The sequence below is a fragment of the Mesorhizobium sp. WSM4307 genome, from assembly GCF_007003945.1.
Taxonomy (GTDB): Bacteria; Pseudomonadota; Alphaproteobacteria; order Rhizobiales; family Rhizobiaceae; genus Mesorhizobium.
On the sequence record NZ_VFTB01000008.1, the window covers coordinates 41,389 to 61,003 of the forward strand.

20 protein-coding genes are annotated in these 19,615 nt (G+C 63.9%); 1 reads left to right on the top strand and 19 read right to left on the bottom strand.

The genetic code is table 11. From position 1 onward, the window contains the following. Nucleotides 1-38: 38 nt before the first annotated feature. The 13 genes from phnE (FJV83_RS19925) to phnG all read right to left on the bottom strand — a co-directional run bounded on the left by phnE (FJV83_RS19925) (nt 39) and on the right by phnG (nt 10,965). Entirely contained in the window at nt 39-1,406 is a 1,368-nt protein-coding gene (gene phnE, locus FJV83_RS19925) for a phosphonate ABC transporter, permease protein PhnE (RefSeq protein WP_142884584.1), read from the bottom strand. A 3-nt stretch (nt 1,407-1,409) separates the two neighbouring features. Further along, entirely contained in the window at nt 1,410-2,381 is a 972-nt protein-coding gene (phnE, locus tag FJV83_RS19930) for a phosphonate ABC transporter, permease protein PhnE (RefSeq protein ID WP_142884583.1), read from the bottom strand. A gap of 53 nt (nt 2,382-2,434) precedes the next feature. Next, complete coding sequence (phnD, locus tag FJV83_RS19935; RefSeq protein ID WP_142884582.1) at nt 2,435-3,343, bottom strand: phosphonate ABC transporter substrate-binding protein; 909 nt, start codon at nt 3,341-3,343, stop codon at nt 2,435-2,437. Nucleotides 3,344-3,491: 148 nt separating this feature from the next. Next, nucleotides 3,492-4,349: a phosphonate ABC transporter ATP-binding protein gene (gene phnC / locus FJV83_RS19940; protein WP_095772417.1), complete on the bottom strand. Its 858-nt coding sequence runs from the start codon at nt 4,347-4,349 to the stop codon at nt 3,492-3,494. A gap of 225 nt (nt 4,350-4,574) precedes the next feature. Then, complete coding sequence (locus FJV83_RS19945; RefSeq protein WP_095772418.1) at nt 4,575-5,285, bottom strand: DUF1868 domain-containing protein; 711 nt, start codon at nt 5,283-5,285, stop codon at nt 4,575-4,577. Nucleotides 5,286-5,368: 83 nt separating this feature from the next. Continuing rightward, nucleotides 5,369-5,986, bottom strand: coding sequence for a DapH/DapD/GlmU-related protein (locus tag FJV83_RS19950; protein WP_142884581.1), 618 nt, complete (start codon nt 5,984-5,986; stop codon nt 5,369-5,371). Continuing rightward, complete coding sequence (gene phnL, locus FJV83_RS19955; protein ID WP_142884580.1) at nt 5,983-6,690, bottom strand: phosphonate C-P lyase system protein PhnL; 708 nt, start codon at nt 6,688-6,690, stop codon at nt 5,983-5,985. The genes FJV83_RS19950 and phnL overlap by 4 nt, the downstream gene beginning before the upstream one ends. A gap of 2 nt (nt 6,691-6,692) precedes the next feature. Next, the gene (gene phnK, locus FJV83_RS19960) at nt 6,693-7,469 is read right to left on the bottom strand and encodes a phosphonate C-P lyase system protein PhnK (RefSeq protein WP_095772421.1); all 777 of its coding nucleotides are present in this window, start codon (nt 7,467-7,469) and stop codon (nt 6,693-6,695) included. Further along, on the bottom strand, nt 7,466-8,365 hold the full coding sequence (locus FJV83_RS19965) for an alpha-D-ribose 1-methylphosphonate 5-phosphate C-P-lyase PhnJ (protein ID WP_095772422.1): 900 nt from the start codon (nt 8,363-8,365) through the stop codon (nt 7,466-7,468). Before FJV83_RS19965 ends, phnK begins: the two co-directional genes overlap by 4 nt. Then, entirely contained in the window at nt 8,362-8,781 is a 420-nt protein-coding gene (gene fosX, locus FJV83_RS19970; RefSeq protein ID WP_095772423.1) for a FosX/FosE/FosI family fosfomycin resistance hydrolase, read from the bottom strand. The genes FJV83_RS19965 and fosX overlap by 4 nt, the downstream gene beginning before the upstream one ends. Further along, entirely contained in the window at nt 8,778-9,890 is a 1,113-nt protein-coding gene (locus FJV83_RS19975) for a carbon-phosphorus lyase complex subunit PhnI (protein WP_142884579.1), read from the bottom strand. The genes fosX and FJV83_RS19975 overlap by 4 nt, the downstream gene beginning before the upstream one ends. Before the next feature lie 2 nt (nt 9,891-9,892). Further along, nucleotides 9,893-10,504: a phosphonate C-P lyase system protein PhnH gene (gene phnH / locus FJV83_RS19980; RefSeq protein WP_095772425.1), complete on the bottom strand. Its 612-nt coding sequence runs from the start codon at nt 10,502-10,504 to the stop codon at nt 9,893-9,895. Then, nucleotides 10,504-10,965, bottom strand: a complete 462-nt coding sequence (phnG, locus tag FJV83_RS19985) for a phosphonate C-P lyase system protein PhnG (RefSeq protein WP_095772716.1) — start codon at nt 10,963-10,965, stop codon at nt 10,504-10,506. The genes phnH and phnG overlap by 1 nt, the downstream gene beginning before the upstream one ends. A 120-nt stretch (nt 10,966-11,085) precedes the next feature. Between phnG and phnF the strand changes: the two genes are divergently transcribed. After that, nucleotides 11,086-11,835, top strand: a complete 750-nt coding sequence (gene phnF / locus FJV83_RS19990; protein WP_095772426.1) for a phosphonate metabolism transcriptional regulator PhnF — start codon at nt 11,086-11,088, stop codon at nt 11,833-11,835. Between the two features lie 15 nt (nt 11,836-11,850). Here the strand turns inward: phnF and FJV83_RS19995 are convergent, their stop codons facing one another. The 6 genes from FJV83_RS19995 to FJV83_RS20020 form a co-directional block, all read right to left on the bottom strand. After that, nucleotides 11,851-12,867, bottom strand: coding sequence for a zinc-binding alcohol dehydrogenase family protein (locus FJV83_RS19995; protein WP_095772427.1), 1,017 nt, complete (start codon nt 12,865-12,867; stop codon nt 11,851-11,853). Between the two features lie 64 nt (nt 12,868-12,931). Beyond that, nucleotides 12,932-13,900 (bottom strand): ABC transporter permease, encoded by a 969-nt coding sequence (locus tag FJV83_RS20000; RefSeq protein WP_095772428.1) that lies wholly within the window; start codon nt 13,898-13,900, stop codon nt 12,932-12,934. Next, entirely contained in the window at nt 13,897-15,450 is a 1,554-nt protein-coding gene (locus tag FJV83_RS20005) for a sugar ABC transporter ATP-binding protein (RefSeq protein ID WP_095772429.1), read from the bottom strand. The genes FJV83_RS20000 and FJV83_RS20005 overlap by 4 nt, the downstream gene beginning before the upstream one ends. Nucleotides 15,451-15,603: 153 nt before the next feature. Beyond that, nucleotides 15,604-16,599 carry an ABC transporter substrate-binding protein gene (locus FJV83_RS20010; RefSeq protein WP_095199574.1) on the bottom strand — a complete coding sequence of 332 codons (996 nt, stop codon included), beginning with the start codon at nt 16,597-16,599 and terminating at the stop codon, nt 15,604-15,606. Nucleotides 16,600-16,929: 330 nt separating this feature from the next. Further along, nucleotides 16,930-17,928 carry an aldo/keto reductase gene (locus tag FJV83_RS20015; RefSeq protein ID WP_142884578.1) on the bottom strand — a complete coding sequence of 333 codons (999 nt, stop codon included), beginning with the start codon at nt 17,926-17,928 and terminating at the stop codon, nt 16,930-16,932. A 63-nt stretch (nt 17,929-17,991) separates the two neighbouring features. Beyond that, nucleotides 17,992-19,497, bottom strand: a complete 1,506-nt coding sequence (locus FJV83_RS20020; RefSeq protein WP_142884577.1) for an altronate dehydratase family protein — start codon at nt 19,495-19,497, stop codon at nt 17,992-17,994. Between the last annotated feature and the right edge of the window lie 118 nt (nt 19,498-19,615).

Below are 19,615 nucleotides of genomic sequence, written 5' to 3' on the forward strand. Positions count from 1 at the left end.
GGCGCTTTGAGCCGCTGTCGATCCTGGAGCCGAGGGCATCACCCCTGCTCGGCCTGAAGTCTGTTGTAGTCGTGAATCGTCCGGCTCAGCCGGCGGCGCAGGAAGTTCGAGATGTTGTCGAAGATGAAGACGACCAGCAGGATCAGCAGCACCATGTAGAAGACGTTGGCCCAGTTGGAGTTGGTGCGCATTGCTTCCCACAATTTCAGGCCGATGCCGCCGGCGCCGACGGCGCCGATAATGGTGGCGCCGCGGGTGTTCGACTCCCACTGGTAGAGCGTCTGGCTGATGAAGACCGGGATGACTTCCGGCATCACGCCGTAGCGCTGCACCAGAAGGCCGTTGGCGCCGGTCGACAGCACACCTTCGCGCGGCTTGTCGTCGATGTTCTCGAGCGCTTCGGAGTAGGTTTTGCCGAGCGTGCCGATCTCGGTGAAGAAGATCGCCGCACTGCCCGCAAGTGGGCCGGGGCCGAACGCACGGGTGAAGAACAGTGCCCAGATCAGCATGTCGACCGAGCGCATGAAGTCGAAGAAGCGTTTCAGGACCTGGCTGAGCACGCCGCTCGGCGTGATGTTGCGGGCGGCGAAGAAGGCGAGCGGGAAGGCGACGATGCCGCCAAGCAGCGTGCCCAGGAACGCCATGACGATGGTCTGCAGCAGCTTCGTCCAAACGTCGCCATGCTGCCACTGGGCGTTGTTCCAGATGTTGTCGCCTGCCAGCGCCAGGTTCGACGTGCCCTGCTTCAGTTCAGGCCCGGACACGATCAGCGAGATCACCTCTCCCGCTGATTTGCCGAAGAAGGGCGAGCGCGTATCGAAGACGAAATTCGCCCAGCCGAGGAAGCGCTTGCGCACCTTGACGCGGTCGACGGTGACGCGCACCTCGCCGACGAAGCCCATCTTGGCAACCACCTCGTCGTCGTGCGCGGTGATCCAGTCCGGCACCGGGCCTGATATCACCGGCTTGCCGCCTGTCAGCGAAACCGGCACGGTCTGGCCGTTGGCCACGATCGTTGCCTGCGCCTTGTCGAAGGTGACGGATTTCGCCGGACCATCGATCAGCACGGTGAAGGTGCCGTCTCGATTCCTGATCACCCAGTCGGGGTTGGGGTTCTCGCCAAGCGCGGAAAAGCGCGGGTATTTTGGCGTGATCTCAGGCTGGTCGAGGCGGAATTCCGGTTGCAGGTCGTAGCTGATCCATTGTGTCAGGAACAGCGGCAGACGTTCCCAGTGCGATTCCCGCAGCACTTGCGGCAGGCTGAAGAACCACAGGACATAGACGAGATAGGTCAGGATGCCGATGAACAGGAACAGCGGAGCGAAGCGTTTGTACAGCGGCCGCCGGAACACCTGCGGATATCGCTCCTCGATCGACAATATCTCCTCGGCGGTCATTGTCGCCATGGTTTATGCGCCCATCATAAAGGCCTGTTCGCCGACCAGCTTGCGGCGTAGCCAGGCGGAGAACTGGTCGATGATGAAGATGGTCGTGAACAAGAGCAGCACCAGCGCCAGCGTCTTGGCGCCGAAGCCGCGAGAGATGGAGAGCTTCAATTCCTCGCCGATGCCGCCGCCGCCGACGGCGCCGATGATGGTCGAGGCGCGGACATTGATCTCGACGCGCAGCAGCGTGTAGGACATGAAATTGGGCAGCACCTGCGGCAGGTCGGCGAAGCGCACGCGCTCGAACCAGTTGGCGCCGACCGCGCGCAGGCCTTCCTCGGCGCGCATGTCGATGTTTTCGTTGATCTCATAGAACAGCTTGCCGAGCGCGCCGATCGAATGCAGGCCGATAGCGATGATGGCGGCGATCGGGCCAATCGAGACGATGGCCGCGAACAGGCCGGCAATGACGATCTCAGGGAACACGCGCAGCAGCTCCATGAAGCGCTTGACGATCAGCCGCAGGGCCGGATGAGGTGTCAGATTGCGCGCCGCGATGAAGGAAAACGGCACCGCGAAGACAAAGCCGATGAAGGTCGAGACCAGCGCCACGTTCACCGTGGTCAGCATCAGCTCGAAATATTCGGGAATGTAGAATCCGCCCCAGACAAAGATCCGTCCGAGCGGGAAATTGTATTCCTGGGTGCCGGTGTCATGCGGCGAGGCAATGTCGAACAGTGCCCGCCAGACGTCGTTCCAGTCCTTGGGCACCAGCCAGCTCAGGAAATCCAGAATATGCGGTAGCCGGTCGAAGAAGTGCCCGGCATTGGCCTCGTCGGCGAACCACATGCTGGCGAACATCGCGGCCAGCAGCACGCCGACGCCGAGCACTGTATAGAACCGGCGCAGCGACGTCTGGCGTCGCCAGGCATCGGCCATCTGCTGGGGCGCGCCAAAAGGGGTTGTCAAAGAAGGGGCTGTCACGGAAAGGGTCATGATCGGAGATGCAAAAAGGGCGGTGTTTGACACCGCCCTTTTCGATTTCGCCATTAGCCGCCGATAGCTGCCTTACGGGCTTCGACAATGACGTTGTAGAAGTCCGGCTTGACCGGAACGTAGCCGGTGAAATCGCCACCTTCGACGCCCTCGAAGCAAGCCTTGTCCTTCTTCGGCAGCTCGGTGAAGAAGGCGGCGAGCTTGGCGGTCATCTCGTCGCCGAGCGCGGTGCGCACGACCAGCGGGCCGTTCGGGATCAGGCCCGAGCGCCAGACTTCGACGAAGTCGTTGGGGTCGACGGCGCCCTTGGCGACGACCTTGTGGAAGGTGCCGGAGGTGAAGCCGTTCTTGAAGTCGCCGATGCCGGAGGAATCATCGACCGCGACATCGACCTTGCCGTCGCGCACGGCCAGGATGTTGTTCTCATGGCCGCCGTTGAACTGGGTCGAAGCGAAGAAGGTTTCGTTCGAGGCGCCGGTTTCCTTCGGAATCTGGGTCAGCGGGATCAGGTAGCCCGAGGTGGAGTCCGGATCGGCGTAGCCGAGCTTCTTGCCCTTGGCCGACTTGATGTCGGTGATGCCCGAGGTCTTCAGAGCCAGGCCGATCGAATGATAGCCGGTGGAACCGTCGGTCTGCTTGGTGGTGAGGATCGGGGTCACCGCCTTCGGGTCCTTGAGATAGACGCTGGCGTAGCCGGATGCGCCGAGTTCGGCGAAGTCGAGCGTGCCGCCGAGCAGGCCCTGGATGACGCCGTCATAGTCGGCGGCAGGAAACAGCGAGACCTTCTCGAAGCCGAATTCGGCCTTCAGATGATCGGCCAGGCACTGGTAGTTGCGCAGCCGGTCGGTCTCGTTTTCACCGCCCAGAATGCCGACGCGGAATTCCTTCATGTCGGCGGCGTGGGCCATGCTGGTTGCCATGGCGAGCACCGAAACGGCGCTGAAAACCATCTTCCTGAACATTTGATGTCTCTCCTGTAAGTTCCGGCCCCGCGCCGGCAGCGTTCTTGATCTTGACAAGTGCCCTTGACGCGGGCGGACGATCCCAACCGCCCTTTCTCGGCCCATGATCTTTCCCGAAAACCGGATTCCACTTTTCGGGATCATGGGCTCAGTAACCCGGGAATGCGGGTTCGAGCGGTCCGGCGGATGCTGCGATCTTCTGCTTGAAGGCAACGCTGGTGGAGGTGATGGCCTCCGATATCTCTGCGCCATTGCTGTCGGCGCCATAGACGACGCGCACGGCCTCACGGTTGAGCTCTTCCGGCGGGCCGTCGAAGACGACCTTGCCGGCGGCCATGCCGATAATGCGGTTGCAATAGGCGCGGGCGGTGTCGAGCGTGTGCAGGTTGGTGACGACGGTGATGCCCTCGCGCAGATTGATGTCCTGCAGCGAATCCATCACCACCTTGGCGTTGAGCGGGTCGAGCGAGGCGATCGGCTCGTCGGCGAGGATCACTTTGGGCTGCTGCATCATGGCGCGGGCGATGGCGACACGCTGCTGCTGTCCGCCAGACAAGGTGCCGGCGGGCTGAAGCGCGGTGCGGGCTATGTCGAGCCGCTCGAGCGCGGCGACCGCCTCGGCGCATTCGGCACGCGAGAACATGCCGAGAAGGTTGGACAGGGTCGAACGGTGGTTCAATTTGCCGAGTAGGACGTTGGTCAGCACGTCGAGGCGCGGCACCAGGTTGAACTGCTGGAAGATCATGGCGCAATCGCGCTGCCAGCGCCGCAGCGGCGAGCCGCGCAGCCGGGAGACCTCGGCGCCGTCAAAAAAAATCGACCCCTGGCTGGGGTCGACAAGACGGTTGATCATGCGAAGAAGGGTCGATTTGCCAGCGCCTGAACGGCCGATGACGCCAACCATCTGACCCTGCGGGATCGAGATGTTGACGTCGCTGACGGCTGTGTTCTTGCCAAATCGTCGGCTGACGCCGCGGATTTCGAGCGTGGCAGAGCTTGCTGACATGAGCAGGTTCCAGTCCCGACCTTGTTGATCGTCAGGCCCTCGCCTAACGCAGCCACATGAACCTGCCATGTCGCCAGCATGTCAGTTTTGTTACGCTCCACAGGCGCGACGGCCGAAGCGCGTCGCTGAAACGAATTCATGCGACGCGCTCCAGGTATTTGGCTTTATGCATGTCGTTCTCCCGGGGCCACTTTCGGGCGACATGCATTGGCGCCTTGTCGGCGATCAGCCGAGCACCAGCAATTCCTCGAAGTGCTTCATGTCGCGGAAGGCGCAGAAGGCGGGCGCCTTGATCTCGATTGTCGGAGCCTGCCTTGCGAAAAGCGCCAGGCAATCGTCGAACAGAGCCTGCCACGCGGCGGCGCGATCGGAGGCGAGGCGCTGGATCTGATAGGCAAAGGTGATGTGGAAGACGTAGGCGTCATGATCGGGGTGCCGATAGCCGAACGGCACCGCCAGCGCATCGCGCCATTGACGCATGATGCGCACGTCCTCGTCGGTCGCGCCGGCCACGGTGAGACCGGTGGGCACGATTTCGATCACCTTGATGTTGAAAGGACCGAAGCCCTCGAAGCCCTTAAGGCGCTCCAGATAGAGGCGGGTCATGGCGTCAATGCTGGTGTCGAGCGGTACGTCCTGCGGCCAGTAAGGCAAGCGGCGACGATATTCGATGATGCCCTGGAACAGCGTCATATGCAGGCTGGAAATGGGCGTGAAGGCGAGCCGGTCGGCGTCGGGCATCGCCAGCATCTTCTCGCGCACCGCAAGCACCACGGCCTCGGAGGGCGAGCCGCTGACGAGATGGCTGACAACGGTGTTGCCGGGCTCGGTCAGGAAATTGCCCGAGGTGTCGTAGCGCGTGCCGAGATGCGCCGGCGGGGTCGGATTGGAGCCGGCAAAGAATCCGGCGAGCGAGGGTCTGACGGTGTCGAGCATGGCAATCTCCTTGGGAGATGGCGTCCTGTCCGACCCTGTGTCAGGGATATGAACAAGCCCCTTAATGACGATGATGTGAGGAGCTATCCCTCGTATTTCTCCAGGAAGGCCTCCGCCGACAGTTCGCGAAAATCATCGAGCGAAACGCGCAGCCGCACGTGGTCCCAGTCCCACCAGGCAAGCGCCTGGTAGCGTTCGGCGGTGCGGCGGTCGAAGCGCTCGCGGATCGGCTTGGCCGGCACGCCGGCGACGATGGTGTAGGGCGCGACATCCTTCGAGACAACCGCCCCGGCGCCAACCGCCGCGCCATCGCCGACGGTGACGCCCGGCAGGACGGTCGAACCATGACCGAGCCAGGTGTCGTGACCAATGGTGACGCGCTTGGCGCGGCGCTGGGCGAAGAACTCGCTCTCATGCTCGGCGTCGTCCCAATAGTCCGAGGCGCGGTAGGTGAAGTGATGCAGCGTCGGCCGCCAGGTCGGGTGGTTGGTGGCGTTGAGGCGCACGCTCGCCGCGATATTGGCGAACTTGCCGATCGTCGCGCACCAGACAGAGCAATCCTGCATCATGTAGGAATAGTCGCCGAGTTCGCTTTCCGAAACCCGGCTGCGGTCGGCGATCTCGGTCCAGCGGCCAAGCGTCGAATTGTGTACCTCCGCCGTCGGGTGGACCAGCGGCGTCTCCGACAATTTCCTGGTCATGCGGCGAGTTTTCCTGGAGCAAAAGCGGTGACGTCGATGATGCGGTCGGCAACCGCCTCGCGCACATCATGATCGTGGAAGATGCCGAGCAGGGCGACGCCCGCCGCCTTCTTGGCGGCGATGAGTTCGATCACCACGTCGCGGTTGGTGGCATCGAGCGAGGCGGTTGGCTCGTCGAGCAGCAGGATAGGGTGCTCGGTGATGAAGCCGCGCGCGATGTTGACGCGCTGCTGCTCGCCGCCGGAGAAGGTCGCCGGCGGCAGCGCCCAGAGTTTTTCCGGCAGGTTAAGCTGCGACAGCAGGGCGCGCGCCTTGCCTCTGGCCGCCTCGCGGTCCTCGCCGCGCTCGACCAGCGGCTCGGCGACGACGTCGAGCGCCGGGACGCGCGGCACGGTGCGCAGGAACTGGCTGACATAGCCGATCGTTTGCCGGCGAACGGCAAGCACGGTGCGTGGGCTGGCATTGGCAAGATCGATCAGTCCGTCTTCGTGGCTGACGATGATCTGCCCCTCGTCGACGGCATAGTTGCCGTAGAGCATTTTCAGGATCGAGCTCTTGCCGGCCCCGGACGGGCCGCCGAGCACGGTGCATTCTCCTGCCTTGATCGAGAACGAGACACCGGCGACGACGGGCAGTTTGATGCCGTCGCGCAGATGCATGGTGAAGCTTTTTGCGACGTCGGAAACAACGAGCGGGGTTGGCATCGTTACACCTGCAAAATGGAAGAAACGAGAAGCTGCGTGTAGGGCGCGCGCGGGTCGTCCAGCACGCGGTCGGTGAGGCCGCTTTCGACGACGCGGCCGTCCTTCATCACCATCATGCGCTGCGACAGCAGGCGCGCCACCGCGAGATCGTGGGTGACGACGATGGCCGCGAGGCCGAGATCGGTGACCAGCCCGCGCAAGAGATCTAGCAAGCGCGCCTGCACCGAGACGTCAAGACCGCCGGTCGGTTCGTCCATGAACACCAGCCGTGGGCCGGTGACGAGGTTGCGGGCGATCTGCAGGCGCTGGCGCATGCCACCGGAAAAGGCACGTGGCTCGTCGTCGATACGGTCTTCCTCGATCTCGACGCGCGACAGCCAGTCGACGGCCGTGGCGCGGATCTTGCCGTAGTGGCGGTCGCCGACCGCCATCAGCCGTTCGCCGACATTGGCGCCGGCGGACACCGTCATGCGCAGGCCGTCGGCCGGGTTCTGGTGAACAAAGCCCCAGTCGGTGCGCATCAGGAAGCGGCGCTCGGCCTCGCTCATGCGGTAGAGCTCGCGGAACTGGCCGTCGCGCATGCGGTAGCTGGCGGTGCCCGACGACGGCAGCAGCCGCGTCGACAGGCAATTGAGCAGCGTCGTCTTGCCGGAGCCGGATTCGCCGACGACTGACAGGACTTCGCCCGGCCACAGGTCGAAGGAGACGTTGTCGCAGCCGACGCGCGAACCGTAGAATTTGGAGAGCGCCGAGACGCGCAGCAGCGGTTCGTCGGTCATTGTGCCGGCTCCATTTTTTCGGAAGCAAGATGGATTTCCGGAGCAAGATGGCCGCGATGGCCCTCTTCGCGCCGCTTCTCGCAATGGTCGGTGTCGGAGCAGACGAACATGTGGCCGCCATGGTCGTCGAGGATGACCTCGTCGAGATAGACATTCTCGGCCGCGCACAGTGCGCAGGGCTGGTCGAAGGTCTGCACCTCGAATGGATGGTCCTCGAAGTCGAGGCTGACGACATCGGTGAAGGGCGGCACCGCATAGATGCGCTTCTCGCGTCCGGCGCCGAACAGCTGCAAGGCCGGCGAGCGGTGCATTTTGGGATTGTCGAATTTCGGCGTCGGCGAGGGGTCCATCACATAGCGGCCCTCGACCTTGACCGGATAGGCATAGGTGGTGGCGATGCGGCCGTGCTTGGCGATGTCCTCGTAGAGCTTCACATGCATGAGGCCATACTCCTCCAGCGCATGCATCTTGCGCGTTTCCGTCTCGCGCGGTTCGAGGAAGCGCAGCGGCTCGGGGATCGGCACCTGGTAGACCAGCACCTGGCCCGCGGTCAGCGGATGTTCGGGGATGCGGTGGCGGGTCTGGATGATGGTGGCGCTGGCGGTATCGGTGGTGACAGCGACATTGGCGACTTTCTTGAAGAAGGCGCGGATCGACACCGCATTGGTGGTGTCGTCGGCGCCCTGGTCGATGACCTTCAGCACGTCATCGGGGCCGATGATCGAGGCGGTGACCTGGACGCCGCCGGTGCCCCAGCCATAGGGCATCGGCATTTCGCGCGAGGCGAACGGCACCTGATAGCCTGGGATGGCGATGCCCTTGAGGATCGCCCGGCGGATCATCCTTTTGGTCTGCTCGTCGAGATAGGCGAAGTTGTAGGTGGCGATATCGGTCATGATGCGACCTCAAGTCCTTTGGCATAGCGCGCCAGCCGCTCGGTGAGCGTGCCGGTGTGCAGTTCGAACATGTGGTTGTCGTCGTCGTAGAAATAGATCGAGCGGCCTTCGCCCTCGACGCGTGGGCGCGGCGGGCGCATGTCGAGGCCTAGCTTGCCGACGCGCTCGGCGTAGCGGTCGAAATCGGCGTCATCGATCTTGAAGGCAATGTGGTTGTAGCTGCGTTCGTTAAGCTTCTCGCCTTGCATGATGGCGATCCAGATGTCGCCGATCAGGAAGAATTTTTCGCGTGACAGCGAGAACTGCTCGGCGTCGCTGGCATAGACCTCGCGCGCGTCGAAGACGCCCTCGAGTATCCTTGTCATCCGCTCGAGGTCGCCAACGATGAAGGTCATGTGGGACAGGCCTTCGATCATTCCGCGGCCTCCCGCTTCTCGTCGACCCTCGCGGGGTTTTCGCGGGCCTCATATTCGGCGCGCATGCGGCGCACGAGGTCGAGTTCGGCCTGGAAGTCGACATAATGCGGCAGCTTCAGATGCTCGACGAAGCCGGTCGCCTGGACATTGTCGGAATGCGAGATGACGAATTCCTCGTCCTGGGCGGCGGCGATGATGTCCTCGCCGAGCTCGGAGGCGCGCAGGGCGCGGTCGCAGAGCGCCATGGCCATCGCCTTGCGCTCGCTCTGGCCGAAGACCAGGCCGTAGCCCCGGGTGAACTGCGGCGGCGCCTTGGCCGAGCCCTTGAACTGGTTGACCATCTGGCACTCGGTGACCCGCACCGTGCCGAGGGGTGCTGCGAAGGGCAGTTCGGGAACATCGAGTTCCAACTCGACCTCGCCGATGCGGATTTCGCCGACAAAGGGATGGTTGCGGGCATAGCCGCGCTGGGTGGAGTAGCCGAGTGCCAGAAGAAAACCTTCATCGCCACGCGACAGCGCCTGCAGGCGGATGTCGCGCGCCATCGGGAATTCCAGCGGCTCGCGGGTGATGTCGCCGGGCACATGGTCCTGCGGCATCTCGCCGTCCGGTTCGATCAGGCCTTCGCGGGCGAGGATCGCCGAGACGCGCGGCATGGCCTGCGCTTCCGTCTCGCGCCGCAAGGGTTCGGCGACATCGGCGCCGGCGGCAAGTTCGGGGTCGAGCAGCCGGTGCGTGTAGTCGAAGGTCGGCCCGAGCAACTGGCCGCCTGGCAGATCCTTGTAGGTTGCCGAGACGCGCCGTTCGACCAGCATGGCGCCGGTGTCGATCGGCTTGGTGTAGCCGAAGCGCGGCAGCGTGGTGCGATAGGCGCGCACCAGGAAGATCGCCTCGATCATGTCGCCGCGCGCCTGGACGATGGCGAGTGCCGCGAGTTCACGGTCGTAGAGCGAGCCTTCGCTCATCACCCGGTCGACGCCGAGCGCCAGCTGTTCGACAATCTGGTCGAGGCGCAGTGCCGGCACCGAACGGTCGCCGCGCCGGCGATCGGCGAGCAGGCTGTGGGCATTGGCGATTGCGGCTTCACCGCCTTTTACCGCGACATACATCTTCAAGCCTCCATCGTCTTGATGCGCGTCGTGCGCGGCAGGCAGGCTACGCCTTCTGATGTGGCGAGGATGATGTCGACGCCGCGCGGAAAGCGCTGGATATTCTGCTTCCACTGCTCGATGAAATGACGCGGCATCTGCGCCGGCGCGATCGTGGCGCTGATTTCGATGCCGGGACCCTCCAGCAGCAACGGAGTGCCTGAAACGAGGTCGCTGACCTGCAGGATCAGGGTGGTCGACCTGTCGGGATAATCCTGCGTTCCCTGCGCAAAGCCGTCGAGCGCCATCATCTCGGCCGGCGAGGCGACAAAGGCGAAATGCGCGTCGGCAGGCGTGTTGGCCAGCGGCGCGCCGGTATGGAAACCAAGCCAGGAGCCGATCGCGGCGGAGGCGTGCAGGGCCGGGTCGAGCCAGAGCGGCGTGTCGTTGTCGCACAGCGCCAGTGCCACGGCGCCAGCGGTTGGCGAGAGCGGCGCCGGCGGGCGGGCCAGGGCCGACAGAGGCTGCACGCTGCCCGGCCGCGCCATCGCGTCCATGACCGCGCGAAACACCGTCTGGGCGTTGAACACCGGATCGGCAAAGCCGCCCTCGATCGATTGTGCTGCGATATCCATCAGTCTTCTCCGCGAACCATGGTGAAGAAATCCACTTTCGTTGCCGCTGTCTCGGCGCGGCGTTTTTCCTGGGCAGCGGCGAGCGCCGACCTCAAAGGCGCGATCAGCCTGGTCTCGACCTCGGCGCGGCGGGCAGGGTCCTGCCAGAGCGCGTCGGCGATCGCCGCCAGCTTCGCCTTCTGCTTGTCGCGGCCAAGCGCGTAGCAATGGCCCACCTGTCCGGACGGCAGCCGGACAGTGGCGCGGGTGACGGTCGCCTCGCCGACATTGAACGGCGCGCCGCCGCCGCCGATGCGACCGCGCAGCGTCACCAGTCCGGTCTCCGGACCGCGCAGCAGTTCGGCCTGCGAAGGCAGGCCGGCTTCGTTCCAGAGCCGGACGATATCGTCGCCGCTCGATTGCGCCAGGGTCGCCATCGCGGCTTTGCGTCCGGCCTGGTCGCGGGCTTCCTGTCCTCGCATCGGCAGCATTCCTCTTCGCTAATTTGTCTATTGATATAGACAACTATACAAATTATACATATTACCTAGCGCGAGTCCATGACGAGTGGATGACAGGGGACGGAAGGCAGGGGCCAACTCATGATCGGGCGACAGGAAGCCGACAGTATTGAACGGCGCAGCGGCGTCTCGCTGTGGCGGCAGATCGCCGACAGGATCCTGCAGGCGATCGCCACCGGCGATTTCGCCGAGAATGCCGCGCTGCCGCCGGAGGTGGCGCTCGCCGAGCGCTATGGCGTCAATCGCCACACGGTGCGCAGCGCCATATCGGCGCTTGTGCAGGAAGGTGTGCTGCGGGCCGAGCAGGGGCGTGGCACCTTCGTATTGTCTCGCAAGCGGCTGTCCTATCCGATCGGGGCGCGCACACGCTTTTCAACGGGCCTGCAGGGACAAACCTCGGAACGGCACATCGTGCTGCTTGCCTCGTCGGTCGAGCCGGCCAGCCCGCGTGTCGCCGAAGGGCTTGGCCTTGCCAAGGGCGCCGAGGTGATCCGGCTGGAGACACGCGGTGAGGCCGATGGACGGCCTGTGTCACGCGCTGCTGGCTGGTTCGATGCCAGGCGCTTTGCCGGCATCGACAAGGCGATGGCTGAGACTGGCTCGATCACCGCGTCGCTGGCCCGCTTCGGCATAGACGATTATCTCAGGCAATCGACCGTGCTGTCGGCACGCCATGCCGATGCGGCCGATCTCGCCGACCTCGACCTGCAGCCAGGCGCCATCGTGCTGGTCACGGTGGCCGTCAACATCACGCCGGACGGTCAGCCGATCCAGTTCTCCGAGTCGCGCTTTCCGGCGGAGCGGGTCGAGCTCAAACTGTCGGCGCTGTGAGCCGAATCCTGCCGACTATCCGATCTCGATCACGGCCTTGATCAGGCCGGATTTCTCATGCGCCCAGCGGGCGAGATCGCTCGGCGTATCGGCCAGCGTCGTGCGGTGGGTGACCAGCTTGGCCAGGGGCACGGCGCCGTTGCGGATCGAGTCTGCGACATGATCGAAATCGGCACGCAGTGCATTGCGGCTGCCGACCAGCGTCATTTCGCGTTTGTGGAATTCAGGGTCGGAGAAGACGATGTCGTCCTTGACGACGCTGACCAGCACCAGTGTGCCGCCATGCGCGACGTGGGCGAAAGCCGACTGCACCGACCGGGTGTTGCCGGTGGCGTCGAAGACCAGGTCGAAGCCTTCGCCCGATGTCGCTTCCTTGACCAGATCCGGCACCGCTCCGCGCGAGCCGTCGAGGATCCTGAAGCCAAGTTCGTTTTCGGCGAAAACGAGACGTTCACTGCTCATGTCGAGCAGCGTCACGTCGAGCCCGGCAATGCGGGCGAAGATGGCGTTGCCGAGCCCGATCGGGCCGGCGCCGATGACCAGAGCGCGAGCGCCGGGATCGGCACGGGCGCGACGTACCGCGTGCGCGCCGATGGCCAGGAATTCGACGGCGGCTGCGTCGGCCAGCGACAGGCCATTGGCCGGATAGAGATTCCGCGCCGGGACAAGAATGCGTTCGCACATGGCGCCGTCGCGATGGACGCCCAAGACCTCGATCTTGACGCAGCAATTCGGTTTGCCGTGCCGGCAGGCGATGCACTTGCCGCAGGAGAGGTAAGGGTTGATGACGACCGGTTCGCCGACGGCAAGATCGACGCCCTCGCCGGTCTCGATGACGGTGCCGGAGACTTCATGGCCCATGATGCGGGGGTAGGCGAGGAACGGGTGCTTGCCTTCGAAAATGTGGTAGTCGGTGCCACAGATGCCGACATGGCTGACCGCGACCAGCGCCCAGCCGGCAGGGGGCGCGCCGGGCGCGGGGCGGTCTTCCAGGATGAGTTCCCCGGGCGAGCGGCAGATAACGGCTTTCATGTCTCAGTCCGATTAGGTTTCCGACCTGTCTTCACGCCGGGCCGGAGATCGATTTCAGCAATGGTCACTTGCCGCCGCGGCGGCGCAGACCGTCGAAATAGACGATGACGATGATCAGCACGCCAGTGATGATGCGCTGCCAGAAGGCGTTGACGTTGAGCAGGTTGGCGCCGTTGTTGATGGTGGCGAGAATGAAGGCGCCGAGCAGCGGGCCATGCACCGAGCCGACCGCTCCGAACAGCGAGGTGCCGCCGATGACCGAGGACGCGATCGCCTGCAGTTCCCAGCCCTCGGCCTGGGTCGGGTTGCCGATGCCGATGCGCGAGGCCAGGAGCACGCCGACAAAAGCCGCGCACAGGCCCGACAGCGTGTAGGCCATGTAGATGGTGCGCTGGACATTGACGCCGGAGAGGCGCGAGGCCTCGGCATTCGAGCCGACCGAGAAGAGGTAGCGGCCCCAGCGGCTGTGATGCAGGAAAATGTAGGCCGGAATGCCGACCAGGATAACCATCCAGAACAGATTGGGCACGCCGAGGAAGGAGTTGCGCGAGAATTCCTGGAAGGCGTCATTGTTGATGGAGATCGAGTTGCCGTTGGTCATCAGAAGGCCGATGCCGCGCAGCGAGGTCAGCGTCGCCAGCGTGATGATGAAGGGCGGCAGGCCCATCTTGACGATGCCGAAGCCGTGGAACAGGCCGATGGCAACGCCGACCAGCAGCGTGATCGCGATGGCGAGGAAGACCGGTATGCCGGCGTTGATCAGCATCGCGGCAATGACGGTGGCAAAGCCGACCACAGCGCCGACGGACAGATCGATGCCGCCGGTGATGATGACGAAGGTCTGGCCGACCGCCAGGATGGCGATCATCGAACCCTGACGCAAAAGGTTCGAGATGTTGTTGGCCGAGGCGAAGCTCGATGTCGACAGCGACAGGATGACCCAGAGCAGCACCAGCAGCGCCAGCAGCGTCAGCCCGAACAGGGCGTTGTAATTGCGCTTGGATTTTTCGGCAGGGATCGCCTCGGTGCTCATATCTTTCCTCCCAGCTTTTCTTGTTTCTCGGCGAGCGCCTGTGTGAGAATTTCCTCGTGATCGGCGGTGCGGAATCCGTGTGTCGCCACCAGCTTGCCGCGGCGGAACACATGCAGCGTGTCGGCCAGCTCATAGACTTCCGGCAGGTAGGACGAGATCAGGATGATGCCGGCGCCCTTCGACAAGAGCGCGCCGAACAGGCGGTAGATTTCGGCCTTGGTGCCGACATCGACGCCGACTGTCGGCTCGTCGAAAATGAACAGCTTGGCGCCATGCGCCAGCCATTTGCCGATGACGATCTTCTGCTGGTTGCCGCCCGACAGGCTGGAGGCCAGCGCATGGCGTGTCGGCGTCTTGATGCGGAGATCGGCGATCTGGCGGTCGGCCTGGGCCTTCTCCTGCGCGCCGGAGATCAACAGGTTTTTGGAGATGCGCTTGTAGATCGGCAGGTTGAGATTGAGGCCAACCGGCAAATTGAGGCAAAGGCCCTGGTCGCGGCGGCTTTCCGGCGCCAGCGCCATGCCGAGCCTGATCGCATCGTGCTCCGAATTGACCTGAACCGGCTTGCCTTCCCACAGGATCTGGCCGGCCGATTTGCGATGGCGGCCGTAGAGCGTGGTGACGAATTCGCTGCGCCCGGCGCCGATCAGCCCGTAGAGCCCGACGATCTCGCCGGCGCGGACGGTCATCGAGACATTTTCGAAGCCCTTGCCCGACAGGTTCCTGGTCTCCACGATCGCGGCACCCGGCGTGAAGTGCTCCTTGTGATAGACCTGCTCGATCGAGCGGTTGATCATCAGCTTGACCAGTTCGGCATCGTTGGTCTCGGCGATGTTTCTGGTGCCGACCAGCGTGCCGTCGCGCAGCACGGAGACGCGATCGGCGAGCTCGAAGACCTCCTCCATGCGGTGGCTGATGTAGATGATGGTCACGCCCTCGGACTTCAGCCGACGGATCAGCGTGAAGAGCTGGTCGGCCTCCTTGCGGGTCAGGTAGGCGGTCGGCTCATCGAAGATCAGGAATTTGGTGCCGCGCACGGTGGCGCGGGCGGCGGCGATCAGCTGCTGCTGGCCGATGGTGAGGTCGCCGAGCATGACATGCGCCGGCAGGTCGAAGCCGAGATCGTCGATGATCTTCTGCGCTTCCTTGACCATGACGCGCTGCTGCAGGATGCCGAAGCGCGAATTCTCCTCGCCGAGGAACATGTTGGCGGCGACCGTCAAATGACGGCAGAGCACGACTTCCTGGTGCACGGCGTTGATGCCGAGCGCCATCGCCTCATGCGGGGTCGCCAGCGCCGCCGGATTGCCCTCCCAGATGACCTCGCCGGAGGTGCGCGGCATGACGCCGGTGAGAAGCTTGATCAGAGTGGATTTGCCGGCACCGTTCTCGCCGACGATGGCGTGGATTTCGCCCGACTTGAAGGCCAGCGTCACCGGCTTCAGCGCATGGGTGCCGGGATATTTCTTTTCGAGGCCGCGCAGTTCGAGGATCGTCCTGCCAGGCTCCAGCACAGGGGCGGGGTGCAGGTCTTGAGCCGTCGATGTCATGACAATCCTCCCTGATTGGCCTCACGATCTGGGCCCGCGGCGGGCTTCGAAATGCCTGCCAGGGCAACCTAGCCCAGGTTGCCCTATTTCCAAACGACGTCGCTGTCGTTTCCGGGGCACGAGGCCCCGGAAACAGTGCGTCTCAACCGAGGCTTAGTTGAGCTTCGGATTGAGCAGCGCGTCGATCTTGGGATCCTTCATGTTGGCCTTGGTGACAAGGTTGGCGCCAGTGTCGACATTGGCCTCGACCTTCTCGCCCTTCGAAGCGGCGAGCGCGGTCTTGATGCCGTCATAGCCCATCCGGTAGGGATCCTGGACGACGAGGCCGGAAATGACGCCGTCATTCAGGAACTTGATCAGCTTCTCGTCGCTGTCGAAGCCGATCAGGCCGACCTTGCCGGCAAGCTTGTTCTCGGCGATCGCCTGGCCGACGCCCTGCGCCATGATCAGGTTGGAGGCGAAGATGCCCTTCAGGTCCGGATTGGCGGTGATCAGGTCGGTCGCGATGTTGAGGCCGGTGGTGGCCTGGCCGTCGGCATATTTGTCGGCGATCAGTTCGAGGCCGGGATACTTGGCCTTGAGCTGTTCCTTGAAGCCCTGGGCGCGCTGCTCGAGCGAGCCGGCGCCAGGCAGTGCGGTGATCAGGGCAACCTTGCCTTCGACCTTGCCGCCATTGGCCGCGCCGATGGCTGCCGCAAGACCGTCCGCGGCGACGCGGCCGCCCTGGACGTTGTCGGTGGTCAGGAACGAGGTGAAGGCCTTGGAGTCGGCGCCGGAGTCGATGCCGATGACCTTGACCTTGGCCGCTGCCTCGTCGATCGGCTTGCCGAGCGCCTTGGCTTCGGTCGGCGCGATGACGACGGCGGCCGGGTTGCCGGCGACGGCGTTCTCGAGGATGGAGATCTGGCCGTTGACGTCGGTTTCAGCCTGGGCGCCGAGTTCCGGCACGTTGACGCCGAGATCCTTGCCGGCCTTGCGGGCGCCGGCGAGCACGATCTGCCAGTAGAAGGACGTGGTGTCCTTGACGATGATCGGAATGGTCACATCCGCCGCCGAAACCGGCGCTGAGTGCATGACGCCGGCGAGCATCGACGCTGCTGCCAGGGCCATGACGGCGCGGCGGTTGAGAATGCTGGTCACGAATTTCATAGGATACCTCCCTAAGTCGCCCGGTGAACGTTACGGAAGCTCCGTTCGGATAGGCGTGGCCCAAACAGAACTTTATCAATAAAAAACATTTACGCTGTTTTGATAGTGCATCGATCTGGACGATGCAAGCGGTGTTTCGCACCTGATTCCCATGTCAGGCACGGACACAATCACGCGCCCTTCCTCCCTGGACGCAGCCGAACGCTCCCGTTTCGTGAATACATGGAATATTAATTCCATCTGTTAGTCAATATGGAACATTCATTCTTTCCGCGGAGTCGCGCATTTGTGAAGCCGAGCCTCGCCCGTCAACGCTGGCGGACGCCGGCTTCACGCCAGGCCCTGCACCACCGTGTAGGGACGATATTTGGCGTATTCCGTCTCCGCCACGTTGATGTCGAGCAGTTCGAGGTTACGTGTCAGGTTTGCCAGTTTGGCGGTACCGGTCAGTACGGTGGCGACCACCGGCTCGTGCAGGGGAAATTGGAAGGCGGCGGCGGCCAGCGGGTAACCGCCTTCGCCGGCGATCTTCTCCATGGCGTCGACCCGATCGAGCATATCGCGGCTGGCGGGCTGGTAGTCGAAATGCGCGCCTTGCACCGGCCCGGTCGCCAATATGCCGGAGTTGAAGACGCCGCCGATCACCAGCGACGTCTGTTGCGCCCGGCACAGCGGCAGCAGTTCGGCTTCGGCGCTGCGGTCGAGCAAGGAATAACGGCTGGCAAGCAGGATGCAATCGAGCGGCGCCCGGCGCATCACGTCGAGGCAGATCTGGACTTCGTTGACGCCGAGACCATAGGCGGAAATCGTGCCGGCCCGCTTCAACCCCTCGAGTGCCTTGAGCCCGCCATCCATGAACTGGCGAAAGTGCTGCTTGGTCTTCTCGACGCCATGCGTGTAGGCGCCGATGTCGTGCACATACAGGATATCGATCTTGTTCAGCCCAAGCCGCGCATAGCTGAAGTCGACCGACCGCATGATGCCGTCATAGGAATAGTCGTAGTCGAGCGCGAAGGGCAGCGGATCGACATAGGAGTGGTCGGGCACCTGGTCTTCTGGCACCGGCCGGAACAGGCGGCCGACTTTGGTGGACAGCACGTAGGAATCGCGCGGCTTGTAGCGCAGGAAGTCGCCGAAGCGGCGTTCCGACAGGCCGAACCCATAGAAGGGCGCGGTGTCGAAATAGCGCAGGCCCGCCTCCCAGGCGCCTTGCAGCGTCTCCATCGCCGCCTCGCGTGAACAGGCGCGGTAAAGGCCGCCGATCGCGGCGCCGCCGAAGCTGACTTCGGTGACTTCGAGCGCCGTGCTGCCGATGCGGCGTTTTTCCATGCAAAACCCTCCCCGTTGCCGGCCGCTGTCCCGCCCGGCAGTTCTACCACATATGCGTTGAATTCAGAGCGTCGCGCCGAGATGCCAGGGCACGAACTCGTTGTCGCCATAGCCGAAATCCTCGCTCTTGGTCTTGCGGCCGGAAGCCGTCTCGACGATGAGTTCGAAGATCTCGCGGCCCATGCCGGCGATGGTCTTTTCGCCCGAGGCGATGACGCCGCAATTGACGTCCATGTCCTCTTCCATCTGGTGATACATGGTCGAGTTGGTGGCGACCTTGATCGACGGTGTCGGCCGGCAGCCGAAGCAGGAGCCTCGGCCGGTGGTGAAGACAATGACGTTGGCGCCGCCGGCGACCTGGCCGGTGGCCGAGACCGGGTCGTAGCCGGGCGTGTCCATGAACACCAGTCCGCTGCCGGTGACTTTCTCGGCATAGCCGAACACGCCATTGAGCGGCGTCTGGCCGCCCTTGGCGACCGCGCCGAGCGACTTTTCCAGGATGGTGGTGAGGCCGCCGCGCTTGTTGCCGGGCGAGGGGTTGTTGTCGATCGAGGCGCCATGCTTGGCGACGTGATCTTCCCACCACTTCACGAAACCGTCGAGCTTCTGCGCGATCTCCGGCGTTGCCGCGCGATAGGCGAGCAGATGCTCGGCGCCGTAGATTTCCGTGGTCTCGGAGAGGATGCCGATGCCGCCGACGCCGGCCAGGATATCGACGGCGGCACCCAGCGCCGGATTGGCGGTGATGCCCGACATGCCGTCCGAGCCGCCGCATTGCAGACCGACGACGATCTCGCTGACCGGAATCGGCTCGCGCTTCAACTGACCGACTTCCTCGGCGATCTCGGCCAGCACGGCCATCGCCTTCTCCACCGATTTGCGCGACCCGCCGGCGTCCTGGATGTTGAAATGGCGTTTTCCCGTGGCAACACCCTTCTGGCCATAGAGGGTGAGCTGGTTGACCTCGCATCCCAGGCCGACCATCAGCACGCCGCCGAAATTCGGGTGGCGGGCATAGCCGGCAAGCGTGCGGTGCAGCACCATCATGCCGTCGCCAGTGCCGCTCATGCCGCAGCCCTGACCGTGGACGATCGGCACGAAACCGTCGATGCCGGGATATTTCGGCAGCAAGGTCCGGTTGGCGGTGTCGGCGATGGAATGGCAGACCGTGGCCGAGCAATTGACGCTGGCGATGATGCCGATGAAGTTGCGCGTGCCGGCGCGGCCATCGGCGCGGCGATACCCCATGAAGGTGCGGGCGCGGTCGGCCGCTGTCGCATGCTCGGCCTCACTCGGCGGCACCACCGGCAGGCGGCCGGCCTCGAACACCAGATTGTGCGAATGGACATGCTCGCCCGGTGCGATGTCCTGCGTGGCGCGGCCGATCGCCTGGGCGTATTTGACCACGGCTTCACCGGCGGCAATCGGCTTGATCGCCACCTTGTGGCCGGGCTCGATGACGGCGGTGGCAAGCGCGCCGCCCGGCAGAGCCGTGCCGATCTCGATGCGGCCATTGGCAACGGCGACATTGTCGGCGGGGGACAGAAGAATGGTGTTCGAGACGTTCACGGGCGGTTTCCTGGGTGATCCTGGGATGCGCGGATTGACACGCGCTTGTTAAGAGTTAATGTCTTTTATCGTGAAAAAACAGTTTTGCGTCAATTGTTTTTTCGCGGGCGTTCAGCAC